The organism is Candidatus Njordibacter sp. Uisw_056 (genome assembly GCF_047730085.1).
Classification (GTDB): Bacteria; Pseudomonadota; Gammaproteobacteria; order Pseudomonadales; family Balneatricaceae; genus Njordibacter.
Window position 1 is genome coordinate 827,585 of sequence record NZ_CP159830.1, and the last position, 18,153, is coordinate 845,737.

General features: G+C 45.2%; 19 protein-coding genes and 1 other RNA gene. 17 read left to right on the forward strand and 3 right to left on the reverse strand.

Features of this window, described 5'->3' with window-relative positions:
* The first annotated feature begins 121 nt into the window (after positions 1-121).
* Both rsmI and rnpB read left to right on the forward strand, forming a co-directional pair.
* Positions 122-964, forward strand: a complete 843-nt coding sequence (gene rsmI, locus ABXT60_RS04135; RefSeq protein ID WP_443631495.1) for a 16S rRNA (cytidine(1402)-2'-O)-methyltransferase — start codon at positions 122-124, stop codon at positions 962-964.
* Positions 965-1,026: 62 nt separating this feature from the next.
* Positions 1,027-1,392: RNase P RNA component class A (rnpB, locus tag ABXT60_RS04140), an RNA gene on the forward strand.
* Positions 1,393-1,806: 414 nt separating this feature from the next.
* Here rnpB and ABXT60_RS04145 read toward each other — a convergent pair.
* A complete protein-coding gene (locus ABXT60_RS04145) occupies positions 1,807-2,145 on the reverse strand; it encodes a hypothetical protein (protein ID WP_443631496.1) in 339 nt (112 codons plus the stop codon).
* A gap of 170 nt (positions 2,146-2,315) precedes the next feature.
* Here ABXT60_RS04145 and ABXT60_RS04150 point away from each other — a divergent pair, with 170 nt between their 5' ends.
* A complete protein-coding gene (locus tag ABXT60_RS04150; protein ID WP_443631497.1) occupies positions 2,316-3,014 on the forward strand; it encodes a tetratricopeptide repeat protein in 699 nt (232 codons plus the stop codon).
* Positions 3,015-3,242: 228 nt separating this feature from the next.
* Here ABXT60_RS04150 and ABXT60_RS04155 read toward each other — a convergent pair whose 3' ends face one another.
* Positions 3,243-3,539 (reverse strand): hypothetical protein, encoded by a 297-nt coding sequence (locus ABXT60_RS04155; protein WP_443631498.1) that lies wholly within the window; start codon positions 3,537-3,539, stop codon positions 3,243-3,245.
* A gap of 294 nt (positions 3,540-3,833) precedes the next feature.
* Here ABXT60_RS04155 and ABXT60_RS04160 point away from each other — a divergent pair, with 294 nt between their 5' ends.
* The gene (locus ABXT60_RS04160; RefSeq protein WP_443631499.1) at positions 3,834-4,241 is read left to right on the forward strand and encodes a GNAT family acetyltransferase; all 408 of its coding nucleotides are present in this window, start codon (positions 3,834-3,836) and stop codon (positions 4,239-4,241) included.
* On the opposite strand, the gene ABXT60_RS04165 is transcribed toward ABXT60_RS04160, so the two are convergent.
* Positions 4,234-4,614, reverse strand: coding sequence for a DCC1-like thiol-disulfide oxidoreductase family protein (locus tag ABXT60_RS04165; protein ID WP_443631500.1), 381 nt, complete (start codon positions 4,612-4,614; stop codon positions 4,234-4,236). The genes ABXT60_RS04160 and ABXT60_RS04165 overlap by 8 nt on opposite strands.
* A gap of 331 nt (positions 4,615-4,945) precedes the next feature.
* Here ABXT60_RS04165 and ABXT60_RS04170 point away from each other — a divergent pair, with 331 nt between their 5' ends.
* The 13 genes from ABXT60_RS04170 (at position 4,946) to murG (ending at position 18,143) form a co-directional block, all read left to right on the forward strand.
* Complete coding sequence (locus tag ABXT60_RS04170; protein WP_443631501.1) at positions 4,946-5,401, forward strand: NUDIX domain-containing protein; 456 nt, start codon at positions 4,946-4,948, stop codon at positions 5,399-5,401.
* Between the two features lie 36 nt (positions 5,402-5,437).
* A complete protein-coding gene (locus ABXT60_RS04175; RefSeq protein WP_443631502.1) occupies positions 5,438-6,118 on the forward strand; it encodes a M48 family metallopeptidase in 681 nt (226 codons plus the stop codon).
* Positions 6,119-6,177: 59 nt separating this feature from the next.
* Positions 6,178-6,834: a DNA-binding transcriptional regulator CsiR gene (gene csiR, locus ABXT60_RS04180; RefSeq protein ID WP_443631503.1), complete on the forward strand. Its 657-nt coding sequence runs from the start codon at positions 6,178-6,180 to the stop codon at positions 6,832-6,834.
* A gap of 149 nt (positions 6,835-6,983) precedes the next feature.
* Positions 6,984-7,451, forward strand: a complete 468-nt coding sequence (gene mraZ / locus ABXT60_RS04185) for a division/cell wall cluster transcriptional repressor MraZ (protein ID WP_046482197.1) — start codon at positions 6,984-6,986, stop codon at positions 7,449-7,451.
* A 34-nt stretch (positions 7,452-7,485) separates the two neighbouring features.
* Positions 7,486-8,424 (forward strand): 16S rRNA (cytosine(1402)-N(4))-methyltransferase RsmH, encoded by a 939-nt coding sequence (gene rsmH / locus ABXT60_RS04190; RefSeq protein ID WP_443631504.1) that lies wholly within the window; start codon positions 7,486-7,488, stop codon positions 8,422-8,424.
* A gap of 5 nt (positions 8,425-8,429) precedes the next feature.
* Entirely contained in the window at positions 8,430-8,750 is a 321-nt protein-coding gene (gene ftsL / locus ABXT60_RS04195; protein ID WP_443631505.1) for a cell division protein FtsL, read from the forward strand.
* Positions 8,751-8,755: 5 nt separating this feature from the next.
* Positions 8,756-10,423, forward strand: coding sequence for a peptidoglycan D,D-transpeptidase FtsI family protein (locus ABXT60_RS04200; protein WP_443632065.1), 1,668 nt, complete (start codon positions 8,756-8,758; stop codon positions 10,421-10,423).
* A 14-nt stretch (positions 10,424-10,437) separates the two neighbouring features.
* Complete coding sequence (locus ABXT60_RS04205; RefSeq protein ID WP_443631506.1) at positions 10,438-11,943, forward strand: UDP-N-acetylmuramoyl-L-alanyl-D-glutamate--2,6-diaminopimelate ligase; 1,506 nt, start codon at positions 10,438-10,440, stop codon at positions 11,941-11,943.
* Positions 11,943-13,307 (forward strand): UDP-N-acetylmuramoyl-tripeptide--D-alanyl-D-alanine ligase, encoded by a 1,365-nt coding sequence (locus tag ABXT60_RS04210; protein ID WP_443631507.1) that lies wholly within the window; start codon positions 11,943-11,945, stop codon positions 13,305-13,307. Before ABXT60_RS04205 ends, ABXT60_RS04210 begins: the two co-directional genes overlap by 1 nt.
* 3 nt (positions 13,308-13,310) lie before the next feature.
* Positions 13,311-14,393 carry a phospho-N-acetylmuramoyl-pentapeptide-transferase gene (gene mraY, locus ABXT60_RS04215; RefSeq protein WP_443631508.1) on the forward strand — a complete coding sequence of 361 codons (1,083 nt, stop codon included), beginning with the start codon at positions 13,311-13,313 and terminating at the stop codon, positions 14,391-14,393.
* A 33-nt stretch (positions 14,394-14,426) separates the two neighbouring features.
* On the forward strand, positions 14,427-15,782 hold the full coding sequence (gene murD / locus ABXT60_RS04220) for a UDP-N-acetylmuramoyl-L-alanine--D-glutamate ligase (RefSeq protein ID WP_443631509.1): 1,356 nt from the start codon (positions 14,427-14,429) through the stop codon (positions 15,780-15,782).
* Positions 15,779-17,071 (forward strand): putative lipid II flippase FtsW, encoded by a 1,293-nt coding sequence (ftsW, locus tag ABXT60_RS04225; RefSeq protein ID WP_443631510.1) that lies wholly within the window; start codon positions 15,779-15,781, stop codon positions 17,069-17,071. Before murD ends, ftsW begins: the two co-directional genes overlap by 4 nt.
* Positions 17,064-18,143 carry an undecaprenyldiphospho-muramoylpentapeptide beta-N-acetylglucosaminyltransferase gene (murG, locus tag ABXT60_RS04230; RefSeq protein ID WP_443631511.1) on the forward strand — a complete coding sequence of 360 codons (1,080 nt, stop codon included), beginning with the start codon at positions 17,064-17,066 and terminating at the stop codon, positions 18,141-18,143. Before ftsW ends, murG begins: the two co-directional genes overlap by 8 nt.
* Positions 18,144-18,153 lie beyond the last annotated feature (10 nt).

Below are 18,153 nucleotides of genomic sequence, written 5' to 3' on the forward strand. Positions count from 1 at the left end.
TTAGCAGGTATGGTTTAGGCGGTTTAGGTTACAATACCCTTAGCTCAGACCTCTGCTTTTATCTGAGTTAAGTAAGCCTAGCATAAAAGCTCGGTCAAACAAGTCCAAAAGGCCCAAAGGCATGACAACAGCAATTCTTTATGTAGTTTCAACTCCTATTGGTAACTTAGAAGATCTAAGCCCAAGGGCTGTAGACACTCTAAAAAAAGTAGACCTCATCGCCGCTGAAGATACACGCCACAGTGGCCGGTTAATGCAACACTTTTCTATATCTACGCCAATGTTAGCGGTACACGATCATAATGAGCGACAAAGGGCCCAGGCACTGGTGCAAAAATTGGCAGCGGGCCAATCTATTGCCTTAATTTCAGATGCTGGGACACCACTTATTTCAGATCCAGGGTATCACCTTGTGAGTGCAGTTCGCGATGCAGGGTACAGGGTCGTTCCCATAGTGGGCCCCTGTGCATTAATTGCAGGACTCAGTGTGTCGGGGTTGTCCACTGATCGATTTAGCTTTTATGGTTTTTTACCCGCTAAAAGCAGCGGTCGTAGGCAACATCTGGCGCTGCTAGCTAAAGTGACTCATACCCAAGTATTCTATGAGTCCCCGCATCGTATTGTTGCCATGGTTGACGACATTGTGTCAGTCATAGGCCCAGACAGGCAATTAGTCTTGGCTCGAGAACTTACCAAAACCTTTGAAACTGTTTACGGTGCCCCTGCAAGTAAAGTACAAGCCTGGTTGTCGGCTGATCACAACCAGCAAAAAGGCGAGTTTGTGGTGCTCATTGAGGGCGCAGAGCCAGAACAGTTGCAGGATATTGGCCCAGAAGAGGAACGTATGCTCACTTTATTATTAGCGGAGTTGCCTATAAAAAAGGCAGCAGCTATTACTGCGGCTATTACGGGGCATAAAAAAAAGGCATTGTATGACAGAGCCCTAGAGCTGCAGGGTAAGTAACTGCAGCTTAGTCTGTATTTGGCCTTGCCAGCGCTAGCTAAACTCGGTATCCTGCGCGCGAGAAAGTTCGCCAGACAGTCGCTGCTATTCTGCACTTAGGTGTTTGGGTAGGGGAGGAAAGTCCGGGCTCCATAGGGCAAAGTGCCAGGTAACGCCTGGGCGGCGTGAGCCGACGGCTAGTGCAGCAGAGAGTAGACCGCCAACCCCGATTTATCGGGCGGTAAGGGTGAAAGGGTGCGGTAAGAGCGCACCGCGTGCGTGGTAACACGTTACGGCATGGTAAACCCCACTTGGAGCAAGACCAAATAGGAACCCATTAGGTGCTGCCCGCACTGGGTTCGGGTAGGTCGCAAGAGGCCTGTGGCGACGCAGACCCTAGATGAATGACTGTCCACGACAGAACCCGGCTTATGTGGCGAACTTTCTCACCTCACCCCAGTTTCCAAGCCTTTTTTGACGGGTTAGGCAAGGTTTAGATACTAAATAGCCTTCCTTGCCTGCGTTTAGCCGTTTTTCTTGTTTGATATCTGATGCATTAGGTCTGAGTAGAGAGCTTACATCTCTTCTAGTTCCTCGTCAGTCTCTGAGTAGGTCTGGGCAATAACGACTAAAGACTCCATTAGGCTGTAGATACCTCGATCAACTCTCTTTAAATCCGTTGCTAGGGCTGTGTTGCTTGACATTCTGAGGATGATGGACTGTATGTCTCGATGGAGATCCTCTGATAGTGACTGGCACAATTGGCTATAAAGCTCATCTTCTTCAGGCTCTTAAACGCATCTGGTTCAGCCTCATTTATGCGATTCATATTAGCTAAAAAGTGAGCAACCATGGCTGACTTATCAATCTTCTTCATTCTCTTCTTCTGCGACTAAAGTTGACACTGCACTGTGACCAAACAGTAGGTCATGAATGCTGGGGTCTTCTGTGTATTCCCACTTATACATCTCTACCTTTCCATCTATTACAAACGCCTTAATAAACTGTTCATCTGTTAGCGAATTAACGTTGTAGCAGTAATCGAGACACTCCTGAATATGTCCTTTGTCCAGTCCATCTGGGTCGAGCAAGTGCTCGCCTACCGCCATGAGCTCCCACGCAATCAAATCGAGCTTATGTTGCTCTATAGATTGTTCTGACTGACCTTTCTTGTACATCCGCTCTTGTGTTGGGTCGGGCATTTTATTTCTTTATCCTCGATGGTTAAGAACGCTGGGCATTTTATACTTTAATGTGCCCTTGACTGTGTGTATCTGAGTAATTAATGGCAACATATTAGAACATTTATTGATAACAAATAGGTATACTGGTGACTGAAGATTATAACTAATGTGAGACTAAGTGGATGCGTATGTACAAGTTTATAGTTGCAGTAGGCTTTTCAATGCTACTTGGCAATGGCGTTGCAGTTGCAGCTGATTACGATACGGGGTTTAAGTTTTTTCAAATAGGCGAATACAAAGCTGCTCTAGCAGAGTGGGTGCCTTTGGCTGAGCAAGGGGATGTTGTTGCTCAAAATAGCCTTGGAGCTCTTTACAAGTTTGGGTTGGGTGTGACGCAGAACGCTAAAACTGCTGTGAAGTGGTACAGCTTAGCAGCTGAGCAAGGTGATGCAGCTGGCCAGTATGGTTTGGGAACTATGTACGCCAATGGTGAAGGTGTGCCAGTGAATAAACAGACAGCATTAAAGTGGTATGCCTTGGCAGCGGAACAGGGGGATGCGGATGCTCAATTTAATCTTGGGGTTATGTACCATCAAGGTCAAGGTGTTTTAGAGAATGATGAAACAGCCGTAAAATGGTATACCCTAGCAGCTCAGCAAGGGCTTGCTGAGGCACAAGCTAATCTTGGTGTTATGTATCAACATGGAAATGGTATTCCAAAAGACATTGACCGAGCCTATATGTGGTTTAACATTGGGGCCTATGGTGGCAGTGATTTTGGTGCTAGAAATAAACAAGCACTTGATAAGAAAATGAACAGTGCGAAAAGAACTAGGTTACAAGAACTGTCTAATAATTGTTTAGCAAGTGGTTATAAAGACTGTTAAAAATAATCATCTGCACAGGGATGTGTAGATAAAACTGGTCAAAGGGTGCTGGTTTAATCGTGGCTATTTTAGCCATTGTAACTAGTCAAGGTTGCCCTTCTGGTTCAGTCCACTGTCGTTAGATGTGGGTGAGTCTCCCCTTTATTTGCTAACTATTTCATCCCCGTTAGAGATGGTAAGCTATGGCTAAAAAGGCGCTTTAGTCTGCCTGCGTATACCCAGCCTTTTCTATGCGTTACTTTTATCGACAATCTGATTCATTAGGTCCATATAGCTGCCTATCATCTCGTCGAGTTCCTCTTCTGACTCTGAGTATGTTTTAGCGATCACTACTAGAGATTCCATCAAACTATATATACCTCGGTCAACGATATGGAGGTCATTGGTGTGAGCAGTGTTGCTGATGAGCCTGCTTGTCAATGTGAGGATATCTCTATGTAGGTCGTCAGACAGGGATTGAGACAATACTGAATCAAAACCATCATCTGTAGGCCCCTCAATTATGTTTGGCTTCGTATCGGTCATCTCATTTCCTTATTTATTTGATGCGTTTGCTTTGGGTAAATGTGACAATAACTTAAACACTCTACCACATGCGCCACAATTCATTGTTGCTTCTATTAAGGGTGTCAATTTATAAACATTTTTTTAGCAACTTAATTGGCCAGTAAGTCGCTGCTGTTGTTTTTGCAAGGAGACTTAAAGCTGAGAAAGTAGATGACTAAAAAACTGCACTGGACAGAATCTAGGCGCGAAGAGTAATCTGCATTAGCACCTTAGTGGCAGCATAAATGGACTGACTTTTATTATGAGAAAATCATGAAGATCCGAAAATTTCAAGAATCAGACCGTATTAGTTTGATTGAGCTATGGACTGTAGTTTTCCCCAGCGACCCCCTTCACAACAAGCCATCAACTGTTGTTTCAGCTAAACTTGCTGTGGACGACCTTATCTTCGTAGCAGAGCAGGGTGGTCAACTAATTGGTGCGTGCATGGCTGGCTATGACGGGCATCGCGGATGGCTATATTCAGTTGCCGTACTTAAAGAGCATCGTCGAAGTGGCAGTGGTGCAGCGCTTGTAAAATATGCCATCCAAACACTAAAAACCATCGGTTGTATTAAGGTTAATCTTCAAATTCGCTCAACCAATGCGGAAGTTGCAGCATTCTATCAAGCGTTAGGGTTCAGCGTTGAGGATCGACTGAGTATGGGGCGGTTTATTTAATAAACCCTTTGCCAAGCAAGTGAATAACTACATTTCTACCTACTCGTAATATGGGGTAAAGGATGCGTGATATTTGTGGTATTTTGAAAACGTAGTAATTAAGTTTATTGAACAAGCCAATGGGTGACGATAAGAGCGCTAATCTATTAATGCAATCTGCACCAAAATAGAGTTGGCTGTTGAGAAAAATGGCCATGCCCCGATTTATATTAAGATTTTTTTCTTTTAGGATGTCGAGCTCAGGTGGATTTGTTCTCGCATCAATTATTCGTATATGACCCACTGTCTTTTTTAGGTGGATTAGTTTTACATAGTGCGAACAGAAAGGGCATTCGCCATCATAGATAATCCAATTGTCTATTGGTTTAGTCATAACTATTAACTTCGTTGCTATCGCCTATGTAATTTTAAATGACCTATGCCTAAGCCAAGGTATAGTTTTCACCTAGGTAGACTTAACGAGTTCTTCGCGATTAGATTATTTAATTGTGGGTCTCTAATGTTTTTCTGCAGATTATTTGCCTGGTAACGTGTGGGCTATTTAAGCTGATATTTTTTACAATTTATTGATTTTATTTTCACATAACAATAACTCGTATTATGAAGCAGTTTAGGTTGTAAAAGCATCTTTCCTGCTTATACTGGCGTGACATTTGAAGTCATAGGTCTGTATTACCTTATTTTATCAAGTAAAGAGGAAATCTATGCGGCACCGTATTCGAGCAGCCGGTCTCTTGGTTGAGCAAGACCGTATTTTAATGGTCCACGAAAGTGACGGTGGCCAATCTTATTGGGTACCCCCTGGTGGTGGTTTTGAGGCAAAAGATGGTAATACACGCAACACGGTGAAGCGTGAAGTGTGGGAGGAGTCAGGTTTATCTGTGGTCGTGGGTGAGCTGCTTTTTGTGCGTGAGTTTTGTGAAGCCTCTAGGGATATTTATCATCTTGAACAGTTTTATATCATAGATCAGTGGCAGGGTGAAATTTCGTTGAAGAACCTTGAACCCTTAAGTGAACAAGGGAGGTCTATTACAGAAGTTCGCTGGCTGACTAAACAGGAACTTGCAGAAGTAAAGGTTTACCCGCCGCAGTTAAAAGATCTTTTGTGGCATAAGTTGGACCAGAATGACTTATCCATCGTACATTTGGGCTATTCGTAAAATTAGATGACCTGTAAAGCTAAAGAAACAATAGCCATGAATGGTTTTGTGGCCACTATTAAGCGCACCCGTCGGAAGGGTAGCGTGGGTTTTAGGCTATCATCAGGACTGCTTGTTGTGCTGGCGCCAAGTGCTATTTCAATCGCAGAACTTCGGCTTCTGTTAGAGTCTAAAAGTGCTTGGATATTGGCGAAGTTAGAGGCGCGAGATCAATTGACATCGCAGGTTAAGCGGTACTATAGGTCCGGTGAGCCCTTTGCTTTTTTGGATCAAGAGCTAGTGCTAAAGGTCTGTCAGGGTGCCTTTGGTGCTAGGCTGAATGGTGCTGCTGAGCTGGTGGTGAGTATGCCAGAGGCCAAGCCTGACTGGGTACGCAACGCGCTTGTACGTTGGTATAAGCTGCAAGCTCAGGTGCATATAGAACAGCGAGTTAGTTATTTTTCGCCCTTGGTTGGCGCTTGGCCTAAGTCAATTGAAATTAAAACCTATCGTGCGCGATGGGGAAGTTGTAACAGTAGTGGTGAGTTGCAATTTAATTGGAAAATCATAATGGCTCCAACTGCAGTGGTTGACAGTGTTGTGGTTCATGAACTGTGCCATTTGTTGCATATGCACCATGGGCCAGATTTTTGGGCTCAAGTAAAGCGGGTATTGCCCAATTATAAAGATGCAAAGCAGTGGCTAAAAGATGAAGGCCATAGTCTGGGGTTTGATTGATATTAAGAGCCCTTAAGGATTAAAATGTCGATATTAACCTAACAAGGTCACTTTATCTCATGCCACAAGAAAATTCAGCTGCCAAGGTATTGTTCCATTTAAAACAAGATATTTTGACTGGGTTCTTTGTTGCAGGCCACAAGTTAAAAATGAGTGCATTAAAAGAACGTTACCAAGTGGGTGTGAACCCATTACGTGAAGCGCTATCGCAGCTTGTGGTAATGCAATTGGTGCAAGTACACGACCAGCGTGGTTATCGAGTATGCCCTGTATCACAGACAGAGCTGGTAGATATTTATGACACGCGGGCACATATTGAGTCTTTATGTGTGGGGCTTGCTATTGAGCGGGGTGATGAAGCCTGGGAGGCTAATATTGTTGCTGCAGCTTATCGGCTCCAATCCAACGCTGATCTGCTAAAGGCAGATGGCGACCTGCAAGCTTGGGAAAAATTACATCAAGGCTTTCATTATGCCATTGTAAAAGGTTGTGGTTCTGAGGAGTTGCTCAGGGTGCGTTTAGACCTTTATGAAAAGGCATCGCGCTATCGCAACTTATGGTTAAAGCATAATGCTGGCCATGGTGCTTTTGATGTGAATCAAATGGAACATGAACAGCTGGTCACAGCCGTTTTGGCCCGCGACCTTGAGTCAGCAAAAAAACTGATATTCAAGCATATTATTGTGCCTAGTCAAGTGTTACAAGGCCTTTTATAAAGCCTGTTATTTTTCTAATTTGGCAGCTTCAAGTAACTTTATCTTTTCACTTGCAATATAACCATGATCTACCTACACTTGTAATGTGGGTAAAGGTGGGGAAAAGTGGTATTTTCTCCCGAAATGGAATGAATTTCAGGGAATAAATGATGTTTCGTGGTGCTGCAACAATCAATATAGATGTCAAGGGACGTATGGCTATGCCTGTACGTTTTCGTGACCTATTTATTGGCGAAGTAGACCCTAGCATTAATCCTCAGCTTGTAGTCACCATCGATACCGAAGAACCTTGTCTGTTGATCTACCCATTATTAGAATGGGATCTAATTCAAAAAAAGTTAGAACAACTCCCTAGCTTTAATCCTACCGCCAGACGTATTCAGCGGCTATTAATTGGCCATGCTACAGACCTTGAGCTGGATGCTAACGGACGTATTTTGTTACCGGCTCTGCTCAGAGAATATGCCCAATTAGATAAAAAAGTCATTCTTTTAGGCCAAGGAAAAAAAATTGAACTGTGGAGCGAGCCTTTATGGAATGCGCGCCGAGAAACGTATTTGCAGGCCAACAGCAACACTGAAGAGCTGCCGGAACTCTTACATCAGTTGTCCTTGTAGTCAGTAAATGACTGGCCTAATTAATGGAACTGAAATGACCCAAGAATTTAACCACAAGTCTGTCCTGCTTGATGAAGCTGTAGAGTTATTGGTACATGATACTGATGGCGTGTATATGGATGGAACCTTTGGTCGGGGAGGACACAGTGGCCTTATTCTGCAACACCTGAGCCCAAACGGAAAACTCCAGGCTTTTGACAAAGACCCCTTGGCCATTGCCGAGGCCCAGCTGATGATTGCTGAAGACCCCCGTTTATCTATATTCCAAACCTCATTTGCTAACCTAGGCCAGATTGCTGAGCAAAATGACTGCTTTGGTAAAGTGCATGGTATTTTGTTGGATTTAGGCGTTTCATCTCCACAGATAGATGATGCTAGCCGGGGCTTTAGCTTTCAGCATGACGGGCCTTTAGACATGCGCATGAACCCTGATGAGGGTGAATCTGCTGCGCAGTGGCTAGCCCGGGCAGGGGCGGAAGAGATAGCTGATGTACTTTACCATTACGGCGAAGAACGTTTTTCTAGAAGAATGTCGCGGGCTATCGTTGAGCATCGCAAGCTGCAACCCATTACCACCACGAAACAATTAGCCAACATTATTGCTGTAGCTAATCCTAAGTGGGAAAAGGGTAAAAATCCTGCAACTCGAGCGTTTCAGGGTATACGGATACACATTAACCAAGAACTAAAAGATTTAGAAGTGGGCTTGCAAGTAGCCCTTGAAACATTGGCCCCCGGTGGCCGTTTAGTGGTAATAAGCTTTCACTCCTTGGAAGACCGTATTGTGAAGCGGTTTATGCGTGAACACGCTAAGGGTGATTCCCATATTCCCCGCGGCTTACCTGTCACTGAAGATCAGCTTAATAGGCGGTTAACACTAATGGGTAAAGCACGTAAGCCTACTCCTTATGAAGTTGATATAAATCCTCGGTCTCGCAGCGCAGTAATGCGTGTGGCAGAGAAAATAGAATGAAAGATATGAGCCAAAACCTCAACGTATGGTTAAAGCGTGCGAGCCTGCAGGCCGAACGTTACGCTATGTTGTTGGGGTTTTTGCTGCTGTTATCATTAGTAATTAGCGCTCAATTTGTTATTTATAGTTCGTTTGAAGCAAGGGGTCATATCAACCACTTGCACCAACTAGAAAGAGATCGCAACGCCATGCAAGTGGAGTGGGGTCAGCTGCTACTAGAGCAAAGCGCCTGGGCCTCTCATAGCCGTGTTGAATCGATGGTAACTGAGCAGTTAAATATGGCGGTACCCTCTGCTAAGAAAATCATTTTGGTGCGCCAGCCGTGAATGCCATGGAATACCCGTGGCGTATACGCTGGCTATGGTTCATTTTATTAGTAGCGGCATCGGTTGTGGTCTGGCGCCTAGTGCACCTTAATGTTACTGAACGTTCTTTTTTAATGCGCCAAGGTGATGCGCGAATGGTGCGTGAAGTGCCTATTCCTGCTCATAGAGGAATGATTTTAGATCGCAGGGGAGAGCCTTTAGCTGTTAGTGCCCCAGTGGTTAGTTTGTGGGCTAATCCCCAAGTATTGGGTGAGGACCTAGTGCATGCTAAAAAAGTTGCAAAGAGTCTGGGTTTACCTGAGGTTGAGTTTTTAGAGCGTTTAGTGCGGCTGAAAAACAAAGAGTTTATGTACCTTAAGCGCAGTGTTAATCCAGTTGAGGCAGAAGCGGTATTGGGTAACAAGTGGAATGGTGTACATGGTGTGCAGGAGTTTCAGCGCTATTATCCTGCAGCAGAAGTCACCACTCATTTGGTGGGATTTAATAATATTGATGACCAAGGCCAAGAAGGTATGGAGCTGGCCTATGAGTCTTGGCTGCAGGGTACTTCTGGTAAAAAAGTAGTACAAAAAGACCGTACTGGTCGAACTGTTAAAGACCTCCAATTATTATCTAACGCCCATCCTGGCAAAGATCTACATTTAAGCATTGATTTACGCATGCAGTATGTGGCTTACCGTGAGCTTAAGGCCGTAGTACAGCAACATAAAGCGTCTTCGGGATCGGCCGTGGTGTTAGACGCGCAGACAGGCGAAATCTTGGCCATGGTTAATCAGCCAGCATACAACCCAAATAACCGTGCAGTCATGAGTATAGACAGCCTACGTAATCGAGCCTTAACTGATGTGTTAGAGCCTGGTTCAACGATGAAGCCTCTTACCATTGCGGCAGCGCTGATGAGTGGGCAATACAACCCAGACAGTGAGATTGATACCAGCCCTGGTTTTATAAAGGTTAAGCGTAAGACCATCCGTGATCACCGTAACTATGGCGTGCTAGATATTACTGGAATTATTACTAAATCAAGCAATGTTGGTGTCACTAAATTGGCCCTATCATTACCAGAAAATAGTGTAAGAGAAACCTTTCATAGTTTTGGTTTGGGTCAGGCAACTGCCAGTGGTTTTCCTGGCGAGAGCACAGGTGTGCTGCCTAGTTACACCAAATGGAACCCAATTAATCTTGCGACCATGGCTTATGGCTATGGTATTTCTGTAACACCAGTGCAATTGGCACAGGCTTATGGCGTATTTGCCAGTTATGGGCTCAAGCGTCCTGTGTCTATATTGAAGCAAGACAAAGTGCCAGAAGCTCAGAGAGTGATGCCTGAACATGTGGCTAAACAAGTGATTGCCATGTTAGAAACGGTGACTCAAAAAGGTGGCACAGGCACTCGCGCTAGGGTGCCGTCTTATCGAGTGGCGGGTAAAACAGGCACCGTGCATAAGCCATCCAAAGATGGTGGTTATGATGACGACGTCTACGCTGCAGTATTTGCTGGTATGGCCCCAGCATCTAAACCGCGCTTAGTGTGTGTAGTGATTATTGATAACCCCAAGGGTGAACAATATTATGGTGGCGAAGTTGCTGCTCCTGTATTTTCTCGGATTATGACTGAGAGTTTACGGCTTTTAAATGTGGCACCAGATAATCTGATGCCAGTACAAGGTTAACAGTGAGGTTGGATGTGGATACCAAACGCTTACATGAACTGATGCCCCTGCCAGGGCAAGCCCAACAATGGGCAGATGTTTGTGTGTATGGGGTGTCATCAGATAGCCGGCAGGTAAAACAAGGTGACTTGTTTATAACCTGTTTAGGGGAGCCAAAGCGGCAGCGCAGCTATATAGAGCAAGCGCAGGCAAGTGGAGCCGCGGCGGTAGCTATTGATGCGCAACAGGCATTAAAAATGGACGTGTCTAACCTCACTGTTCCCATTATTGGTGTAGCCAATCTAGCAGCTATGCAAGGTCTAATTGCTGCTCGTATAAATAATGAGCCCAGTCAACACATGTCACTGATCGGTATTACTGGTACCAATGGTAAAACCAGCTGTAGCCATTTTATTGCTCAGTGCTTTTTAGATCTTGGCCAAACCTGCGGTGTGATGGGTACATTGGGGTACGGTTTGCTTAATGCGCTAGAACAAGGGCCCAACACTACGCCAGATGAAGTCACCATGCAGGGGCAGCTAGGTGCAATGGTAGATGCAGGGGCTGATGCATGTGCCATAGAAGTTTCATCCCATGGTTTGGACCAGGGGCGGCTAAATGGCTGCCGGTTTGAAACTGCGGTATTCACCAACCTTACACAAGACCACCTTGACTATCATGGCACTATGCAAGCATATGGCGAAGTGAAGGCTAAGTTATTTAACTGGCCAAGCTTACGGCATGCAGTCATTAACTTTGATGATGATTTTGGTCGTGGCTTACTTAATGAAATAGCACCTTCAGTAAAAACCTACACCTACAGTGCCCAAGTGTCTGAACTAGATTATGTGGACTTAGGGGTGTCCTCTATTACCCAACATGAACATGGCATAGAAGCTATGGTGAATACACCTAAAGGCCAAGTGTTGTTGCAAGTGGGGCTCATTGGCCGATTTAACTTGAGCAACTTATTGGCCACCTTGGCGGTGCTCTTGTTACACAAGGTTGAACTATCCTCTGCAATTTTTGTAATGAACAAACTCACTACGGTATGTGGCCGGATGCAGTTAGTTAGTGGTAAACAAGATTCAAAAAATAAGCCGCAGGCTATTGTTGATTACGCCCATACCCCAGATGCTTTAGAACAAGCCTTAATAGCGGCTAAAGAGCATGTTAACCGTGGCCAGTTATGGGTGGTGTTTGGCTGTGGTGGTGGTCGCGATGCAGGTAAACGTCCAAAGATGGCAAGCATTGCAGAAGAATGGGCTGATCATGTGGTGGTGACAGACGATAATCCTCGAACAGAATCTAGTGAGAAAATTTTAGCAGACATTGTGAAGGGCTTTAAACGCCGAGAAAAAGTTTTCGTCGAAGGTGATCGAAGTTTAGCCATTGCCTTAACGATGGGTCGCGCTAAACCGGGTGATATTGTACTTATTGCTGGTAAAGGCCATGAAACCTATCAAGATATTCAGGGCCACAAGCATCACTTTAGCGATCAGGAACAAGTATTAATGGCACTTTCAGGGGGGGTAGGCTAATGAAGTCTTTTAGCTTAGCTGAACTTTGTAAAAAGGTACCTGGCAGTCATGTTATTGGCGAAGCCGCTTTTAGTGAATTGTCCACAGATACTCGTCATTTGGTAGCGGGGGACCTGTTTGTTGCTTTAGTGGGGCCTAATTTTGATGGTCACGAATTTATTGCTCAAGCGCAAAACCAAGGTGCATGTGCTGCGCTAGTTAGTACTGAAATAGATACAGACTTGCCCCTGTTAGTTGTGCCAGATACTCGTATTGCATTAGGGCAGTTAGCAGTGCTTAAGCGTCAAACACTTAATGGCCAGTTTGTAGCGGTGACTGGAAGTAGTGGAAAAACTACAGTTAAAGAAATGTTACAAAAGGTGTTATTTCAGGCGGGCCAAGTAGAGGTAACACATGGCAACTTCAATAATGATATTGGTGTGCCATTAACCCTCTGGGGTATGCACGACGACGTCGATTATCGTGTGTTAGAGCTGGGGGCTAATCATATTGGAGAGATTGCTTATACCAGCCGTATTGCCCAAGCAGATGTTGCTATATTAAATAATGCCCAAGAAGCCCATCTATCGGGTTTTGGTGGTTTGGCAGGGGTAGTTAAAGCTAAAGGTGAAATAATTTCGGGGTTGTCTGAGCAAGGTCAAGTCGTACTTAACTTAGATGACCCCCATGTTCATGAATGGCAAATCTTAGCCCAACCACGCCGTGTGTGGAGCTTCAGTTTAAGCAATAAAGAAGCCAGTGTGTATGCCAGTGATATACAGCGCACAGCTAAGGGTAGCCGTTTTGTTTTGCACCTAGGTCAGCAGCATAGGCATGTAGACTTGCTTTTACTAGGGCAGCACAACGTTGCCAATGCCCTAGCTGCGGCTGCTGGCGCATTAGCTCTGGGATTATCATTAGATCAAATTGCCCTAGGTTTAGGCCAGGTTAGGCCTTACCACGGGCGTCTGGAAAGTCATACATTAAGCAATAACCGCTGTGTTATCGACGATACTTATAATGCCAACCCAGGATCAGTAAAAGCGGCCATTGATGTACTAGAGCAGTGCCATGGAAAGCGGTGTTTTATGCTGGGCGATTTAGGTGAATTAGGCCAACAAGCTCGGCAGCTTCATCAACGTATTGGTTTTCAAGTTGCCGCAGCAGGTATTGAACAGTTTTATGGTTTTGGCCCGTTAGCTGCGGTTGCTGTGGAAAGTTATCTGCAACAAGGGGGCTCCTATGGTAGGGCTTGTGTTGATAAAAAAGATTTATCCAGCTGTTTTCAACAGCTTCCAAAAAGTGACTTAAGTTGTTTGGTAAAAGGGTCTCGATCCAGCCAAATGGAGCAAGTTGTAGAAACATTAATTAACCTTGGAAACTAGTCCATGTTGTTATGGTTAGCAGATTACTTATCCCAGTATTATAGTGCCTTTGGTGTTTTTCAGTACCTCACTATGCGCGGCATTATGGGGGTGCTCACAGCGTTATTTATTGCGATGGCTATTGGCCCGTATATGATTGAGCAATTAAAGGCTAAACAAATTGGCCAATCTATTCGTGAAGATGGCCCGCAAAGCCACTTGGTTAAAGCAGGCACCCCAACCATGGGAGGCGCTCTGATATTAGTGGCTATTCTCATCAGCGCTTTGTTATGGGGAGACTTAACCAATCGTTATATTTGGGTCACCATTGCCGTAACTGCAGTGTTTGGTGCGGTAGGTTGGGTAGATGATTACCGTAAAGTGGTGGAAAAAAACTCCCGTGGACTCATTGCAAGGTGGAAGTATTTTTGGCAATCAGTAGGAGGGCTAGGGGCTGCTTTATTCTTATACTATAGTGCGCAAACTCCGCAAGAATTAGAACTTATCGTGCCATTTTTTAAAACTGTTGGCATTAACATTGGTGTGTTTTACATCCTACTCACTTATTTTGTCATTGTGGGCACGTCAAACGCGGTCAACCTTACTGACGGCTTAGATGGTTTGGCGATATTACCTACGGTATTGATCGCTGGCGCATTAGCCGTATTTGCCTATTTGACTGGGCACTCAGTATTTTCTGAATACCTGAATATCCCATACATTAGGGGTGCAGGAGAATTGGTAGTATTTTGTGCAGCCATCGTGGGTGCTGGCATGGGTTTTTTATGGTTTAACACCTATCCTGCCCAAGTGTTTATGGGCGACGTTGGCGCATTGGCTTTAGGTGCTGCCCTGGGCGTTGTGGCGGTTATCGTGAGACAAGAATTAGTATTGTTAATTATGGGGGGCGTATTTGTAATGGAAACTGTCTCAGTTATCTTGCAGGTGGCTTCATTTAAATTAACAGGTAAGCGTATTTTTCGCATGGCGCCGATACACCATCACTTTGAGCTTAAAGGCTGGCCAGAACCAAGAATTATTGTACGCTTTTGGATTATTACCGTGATATTAGTATTGATCGGTCTGGCAACCCTTAAATTACGCTAAGTTAAGTTCAACTTTAAAGAGACCTAATCGCCAATGTCGTTGATAGTGAGTGATCGTTACAGTCTTATAATTGGTTTAGGTAAAACTGGGCTAGCATGTGCTCAGTATTTAGCGCATCAAGGTGAGCGGTTTCAGGTGGCTGATTCTAGAGAGTACCCACCGTTTTTAGATCAGCTCATATCAGAACAACCAGAGACACCAATACATTTAGGCGATTTCGCACATGATTTGTGCCTTAGTGCTAGCCAAATCATATTAAGCCCAGGTGTTTCTATGCAAGAACCTGCTTTAGTTGCAGCGGCTAAAGCAGGCGTTCCTATACGCAGTGACGTAGACATCTTTGCTCAGGCAGCGCGCTTAGCTGGTGTGCCTATAGTGGCAATTACTGGGTCTAACGCTAAAAGTACAGTGACTAGTTTAGTAGGGGAAATGGCTAAAGCAGCTGGTTTGAACGTTGCAGTTGGCGGTAATCTTGGCGAACCGTCAGTATCTTTATTAGCTAACGGCATAGATTTATACGTTCTGGAATTGTCTAGCTTCCAGTTAGAATGCACTACAGGTTTAGGGGCAACTGTGGCATGTGTGCTCAATGTGAGCCCTGATCACATGGATAGATATGACAACCTCATGGCATACCACCAAGCAAAACACCGCGTTTTTCAAGCATGTAAAGCTGCAGTTATTAATGGTGATGACGCGCTGACTAACCCTTTAGTGCCAGGGTCTGTTACTCAAACACGATTTAGTTTAGGTGATCCTGATGTTGGCCAGTTTGGTGTGCGTAAGGAGGGCGATAAGGAATGGTTGGTTAAGGGGTTGCTACCCATCATTGCGGTAAAGGAAATGGCAATGTCTGGTCGACATAACGTTGCTAATGCCTTGGCTGCAATGGCCCTAGGTCAGGCGGTTGGTTTGCCAATGAAAGCAATGATTGACACTCTAATGCGGTTTACAGGTTTGCCCCATCGATGTGAGCCAGTGGCTAACATTGGGGGAGTTGATTATATCAATGATTCAAAAGGCACTAATGTAGGCGCAACTGTAGCGGCGTTGGAAGGTTTGGGTCCAGATGTTGCTGGTAAAATTATTCTCATTGCTGGAGGTGTCGGTAAGGGAGCAGATTTTTCTGACCTGGTTGGGCCATTGTCACGATATGGCAAGCACACTTTATTAGTCGGTGAGGACGCGCAACATATCGCACAGGCATTAGCTGATAAAGTGACATTTAGCCATGCAATAGGCATGCAAGAGGCCCTCACTATGGCCCACGGGCTGGCTGTTAGTGGTGATTTGGTGCTGTTATCTCCAGCGTGTGCTAGCTTTGATGCCTACACAGGATTTGAAGCAAGAGGCGATCACTTCGCAGAATTGGTGAGGACTTTGGTATGATTTCGTTCTCTGAACAGTGGCGAACGGTAGTCAGTAAAAGGTTAGATTTAGCCTTGCTTTTGCCCGCCTTAGCCTTATCACTTATTGGTTACATCATGATCACATCAGCGTCCATGGATGTGGTGGCGATTAAGTTTAACGATCCTTTTTACCAAAGTAAGCGCCAGCTATTATTCATCATTTTAGGTAGCCTCAGTCTGATGGTGTGCCTACTTACGCCGGTGCAGGTATGGCAAAAACAAAGCCCATACTTGTTGTTGCTTGCACTAGTGTTGTTGGTTGCCGTATTGGTTCCCGGATTAGGGCGAAGTGTGAACGGAAGTACGCGATGGATCCCTATAGGTTCACTAAGCTTGCAACCTTCGGAGTTTGCCAAAATAGCAGTGGTAGCATTTATGGCTGGTTACTTGGTGCGTCAGCAGCATGAGATTCGAAATCACTTTTCTGGGTTCTCAAAGTCGCTAGTGGTCCTAGGTGCGTTTATAGTACTACTTTTGTTAGAGCCAGATTTTGGTGCGGTAGTGGTGATGATGTGCGCCGTATTAGGCATGTTTTTTTTAGGGGGTATGCGTAAACGTCATATTTCTATCGTACTTGTGGCTGCTGCAGCCCTGGGTGCAATCACTATTTTTGCTGCTGAGTACCGAGTGAAACGCCTAATGACCTACCTAGACCCTTGGGGTGATCCTTTTGGTAGCGGCTACCAATTAACTCAGGCCCAAATTGCGTTTGGTAGAGGTGGCTGGTTCGGTGAAGGCTTAGGTCAAAGCATGCAAAAGCTATTTTATTTGCCTGAAGCTCATACAGACTTTGTGTATTCAGTATTGGCCGAAGAGTGGGGAGCCTTTGGTGCTTTAATTGTTGTGGCTTTGTACGGTGTGCTCATCGTTCGCGGCCTGCACGTGGGCCAAAAAGCTGAACGTTTGGGCCGCCATTTTTCTGCCTACTTAGCGTATGGTTTGGTATTATTAATTACCGCTCAAGCGATGATTAATATTGGCGTAAACCTGGGGCTCTTGCCGACCAAAGGTTTAACTCTTCCGTTTGTTAGCTACGGTGGCAGCAGCATGTTGGCATGTGCCAGTAGTTTGGGTATTTTGTTGCGCATATCATTAGAAAATAATACAGAATCTGTGGGATCGTCAAGTGCATATTCGATCCATGGCGAGGCTTCTCAGCGCGCATCAGCGCCTGCAAGTGGGCTAGGTGCAAAACCAACCCCGGGGCTTGAAGATGTGGACCAATGGTTTGATACTGAAAATAAAAAGCCGGGCCAGCTTTATGAATAGGCCCAATAATACAACTCATATCAAGCGTGTGCTCATCATGGCAGCAGGCACCGGCGGCCATGTTTATCCAGCTTTAGCAACGGCTGCGATCTTAAAGAAGGAAGATTGGGAAGTAGAATGGTTGGGTACTGGCAGAGGCATAGAAGCCCGCTTGGTGCCAGAAGCAGGATTTAAATTAAACTGTATTGATGTTGTGGGATTGCGTGGTAAAGGTTTTTTGTCGTTATTGCTTGCACCCTGGCGTTTATGTAAATCTTTGCTACAGTCGATTAAAATTGTCTATCGATTTAAGCCCCACTGTGTTTTGGGCATGGGTGGCTTTGTCGCAGGGCCGGGTGGTTTGGCGACCAAGTTGTTAGGCGTGCCGCTCATTTTACATGAACAAAATGCAATTCCTGGCCTTACCAATCGCCTATTACGCCCCTTTGCTAAGAGAACCTTGCAAGCCTTTTCTGGTAGCTTTTCTGATGGAAAAGCGATCACTGTAGGTAACCCATTACGATCTAATATTACGCCAAATAAATCAGCACATGATGGGCTTCGAGTGCTGATTGTAGGTGGCAGCCTTGGTGCGATGGTTCTTAACCAGCGGGTACCTAAAGCAATGGCGTTATTAGCGGCTGATGAAAGGCCTCAAATATGGCATCAAACAGGGCCGAAACATCACCAAGAGACTCAAGCTGGGTACGATAAGGCTAAAGTTGTTGCCAAGGTGGAAGCCTATATCGATGATATGGGGCTAGCTTATGCTTGGGCTGATTTAGTTATCTGTCGTTCGGGAGCCCTAACGGTAAGCGAATTAGCCGGTGCTGGAGTGGCTTCAATATTGGTGCCGTATCCCCACGCTGTAGACGATCATCAAACTGCTAATGCAGCGGTTCTGGTTAGCGCTGGTGCAGCCATTTTATTACCACAAACACAGCTTTCACCTGATACCTTAAGTGAAAATATTAGGGCTTTACAAAGCCACCCAATAACCCTAAACACTATGGCCACCGCAGCGTTAACCTATGCCGCACCAAAGGCCGCTTATACTGTAGCAAAGCACTGCATGGAGATTGCCCGTGGTTAAAATTGTCCCA

Bases quoted from the DNA above. Each gene is read 5' to 3' on its own strand.
- mraZ (WP_046482197.1), top strand. From the start codon at position 6,984: ATGTTTCGTGGTGCTGCAACAATCAATATAGATGTCAAGGGACGTATG.
- ABXT60_RS04210 (WP_443631507.1), top strand. From the start codon at position 11,943: ATGAAGTCTTTTAGCTTAGCTGAACTTTGTAAAAAGGTACCTGGCAGT.
- ftsL (WP_443631505.1), top strand. From the start codon at position 8,430: ATGAGCCAAAACCTCAACGTATGGTTAAAGCGTGCGAGCCTGCAGGCC.
- ABXT60_RS04175 (WP_443631502.1), top strand. From the start codon at position 5,438: ATGAATGGTTTTGTGGCCACTATTAAGCGCACCCGTCGGAAGGGTAGC.
- ABXT60_RS04160 (WP_443631499.1), top strand. From the start codon at position 3,834: ATGAAGATCCGAAAATTTCAAGAATCAGACCGTATTAGTTTGATTGAG.
- ABXT60_RS04145 (WP_443631496.1), bottom strand. From the start codon at position 2,145: ATGCCCGACCCAACACAAGAGCGGATGTACAAGAAAGGTCAGTCAGAA.
- ABXT60_RS04165 (WP_443631500.1), bottom strand. From the start codon at position 4,614: ATGACTAAACCAATAGACAATTGGATTATCTATGATGGCGAATGCCCT.
- ABXT60_RS04150 (WP_443631497.1), top strand. From the start codon at position 2,316: ATGTACAAGTTTATAGTTGCAGTAGGCTTTTCAATGCTACTTGGCAAT.
- ABXT60_RS04155 (WP_443631498.1), bottom strand. From the start codon at position 3,539: ATGACCGATACGAAGCCAAACATAATTGAGGGGCCTACAGATGATGGT.
- csiR (WP_443631503.1), top strand. From the start codon at position 6,178: ATGCCACAAGAAAATTCAGCTGCCAAGGTATTGTTCCATTTAAAACAA.
- murG (WP_443631511.1), top strand. From the start codon at position 17,064: ATGAATAGGCCCAATAATACAACTCATATCAAGCGTGTGCTCATCATG.
- rsmI (WP_443631495.1), top strand. From the start codon at position 122: ATGACAACAGCAATTCTTTATGTAGTTTCAACTCCTATTGGTAACTTA.
- mraY (WP_443631508.1), top strand. From the start codon at position 13,311: ATGTTGTTATGGTTAGCAGATTACTTATCCCAGTATTATAGTGCCTTT.
- rsmH (WP_443631504.1), top strand. From the start codon at position 7,486: ATGACCCAAGAATTTAACCACAAGTCTGTCCTGCTTGATGAAGCTGTA.
- ftsW (WP_443631510.1), top strand. From the start codon at position 15,779: ATGATTTCGTTCTCTGAACAGTGGCGAACGGTAGTCAGTAAAAGGTTA.
- murD (WP_443631509.1), top strand. From the start codon at position 14,427: ATGTCGTTGATAGTGAGTGATCGTTACAGTCTTATAATTGGTTTAGGT.
- ABXT60_RS04170 (WP_443631501.1), top strand. From the start codon at position 4,946: ATGCGGCACCGTATTCGAGCAGCCGGTCTCTTGGTTGAGCAAGACCGT.
- ABXT60_RS04200 (WP_443632065.1), top strand. From the start codon at position 8,756: ATGGAATACCCGTGGCGTATACGCTGGCTATGGTTCATTTTATTAGTA.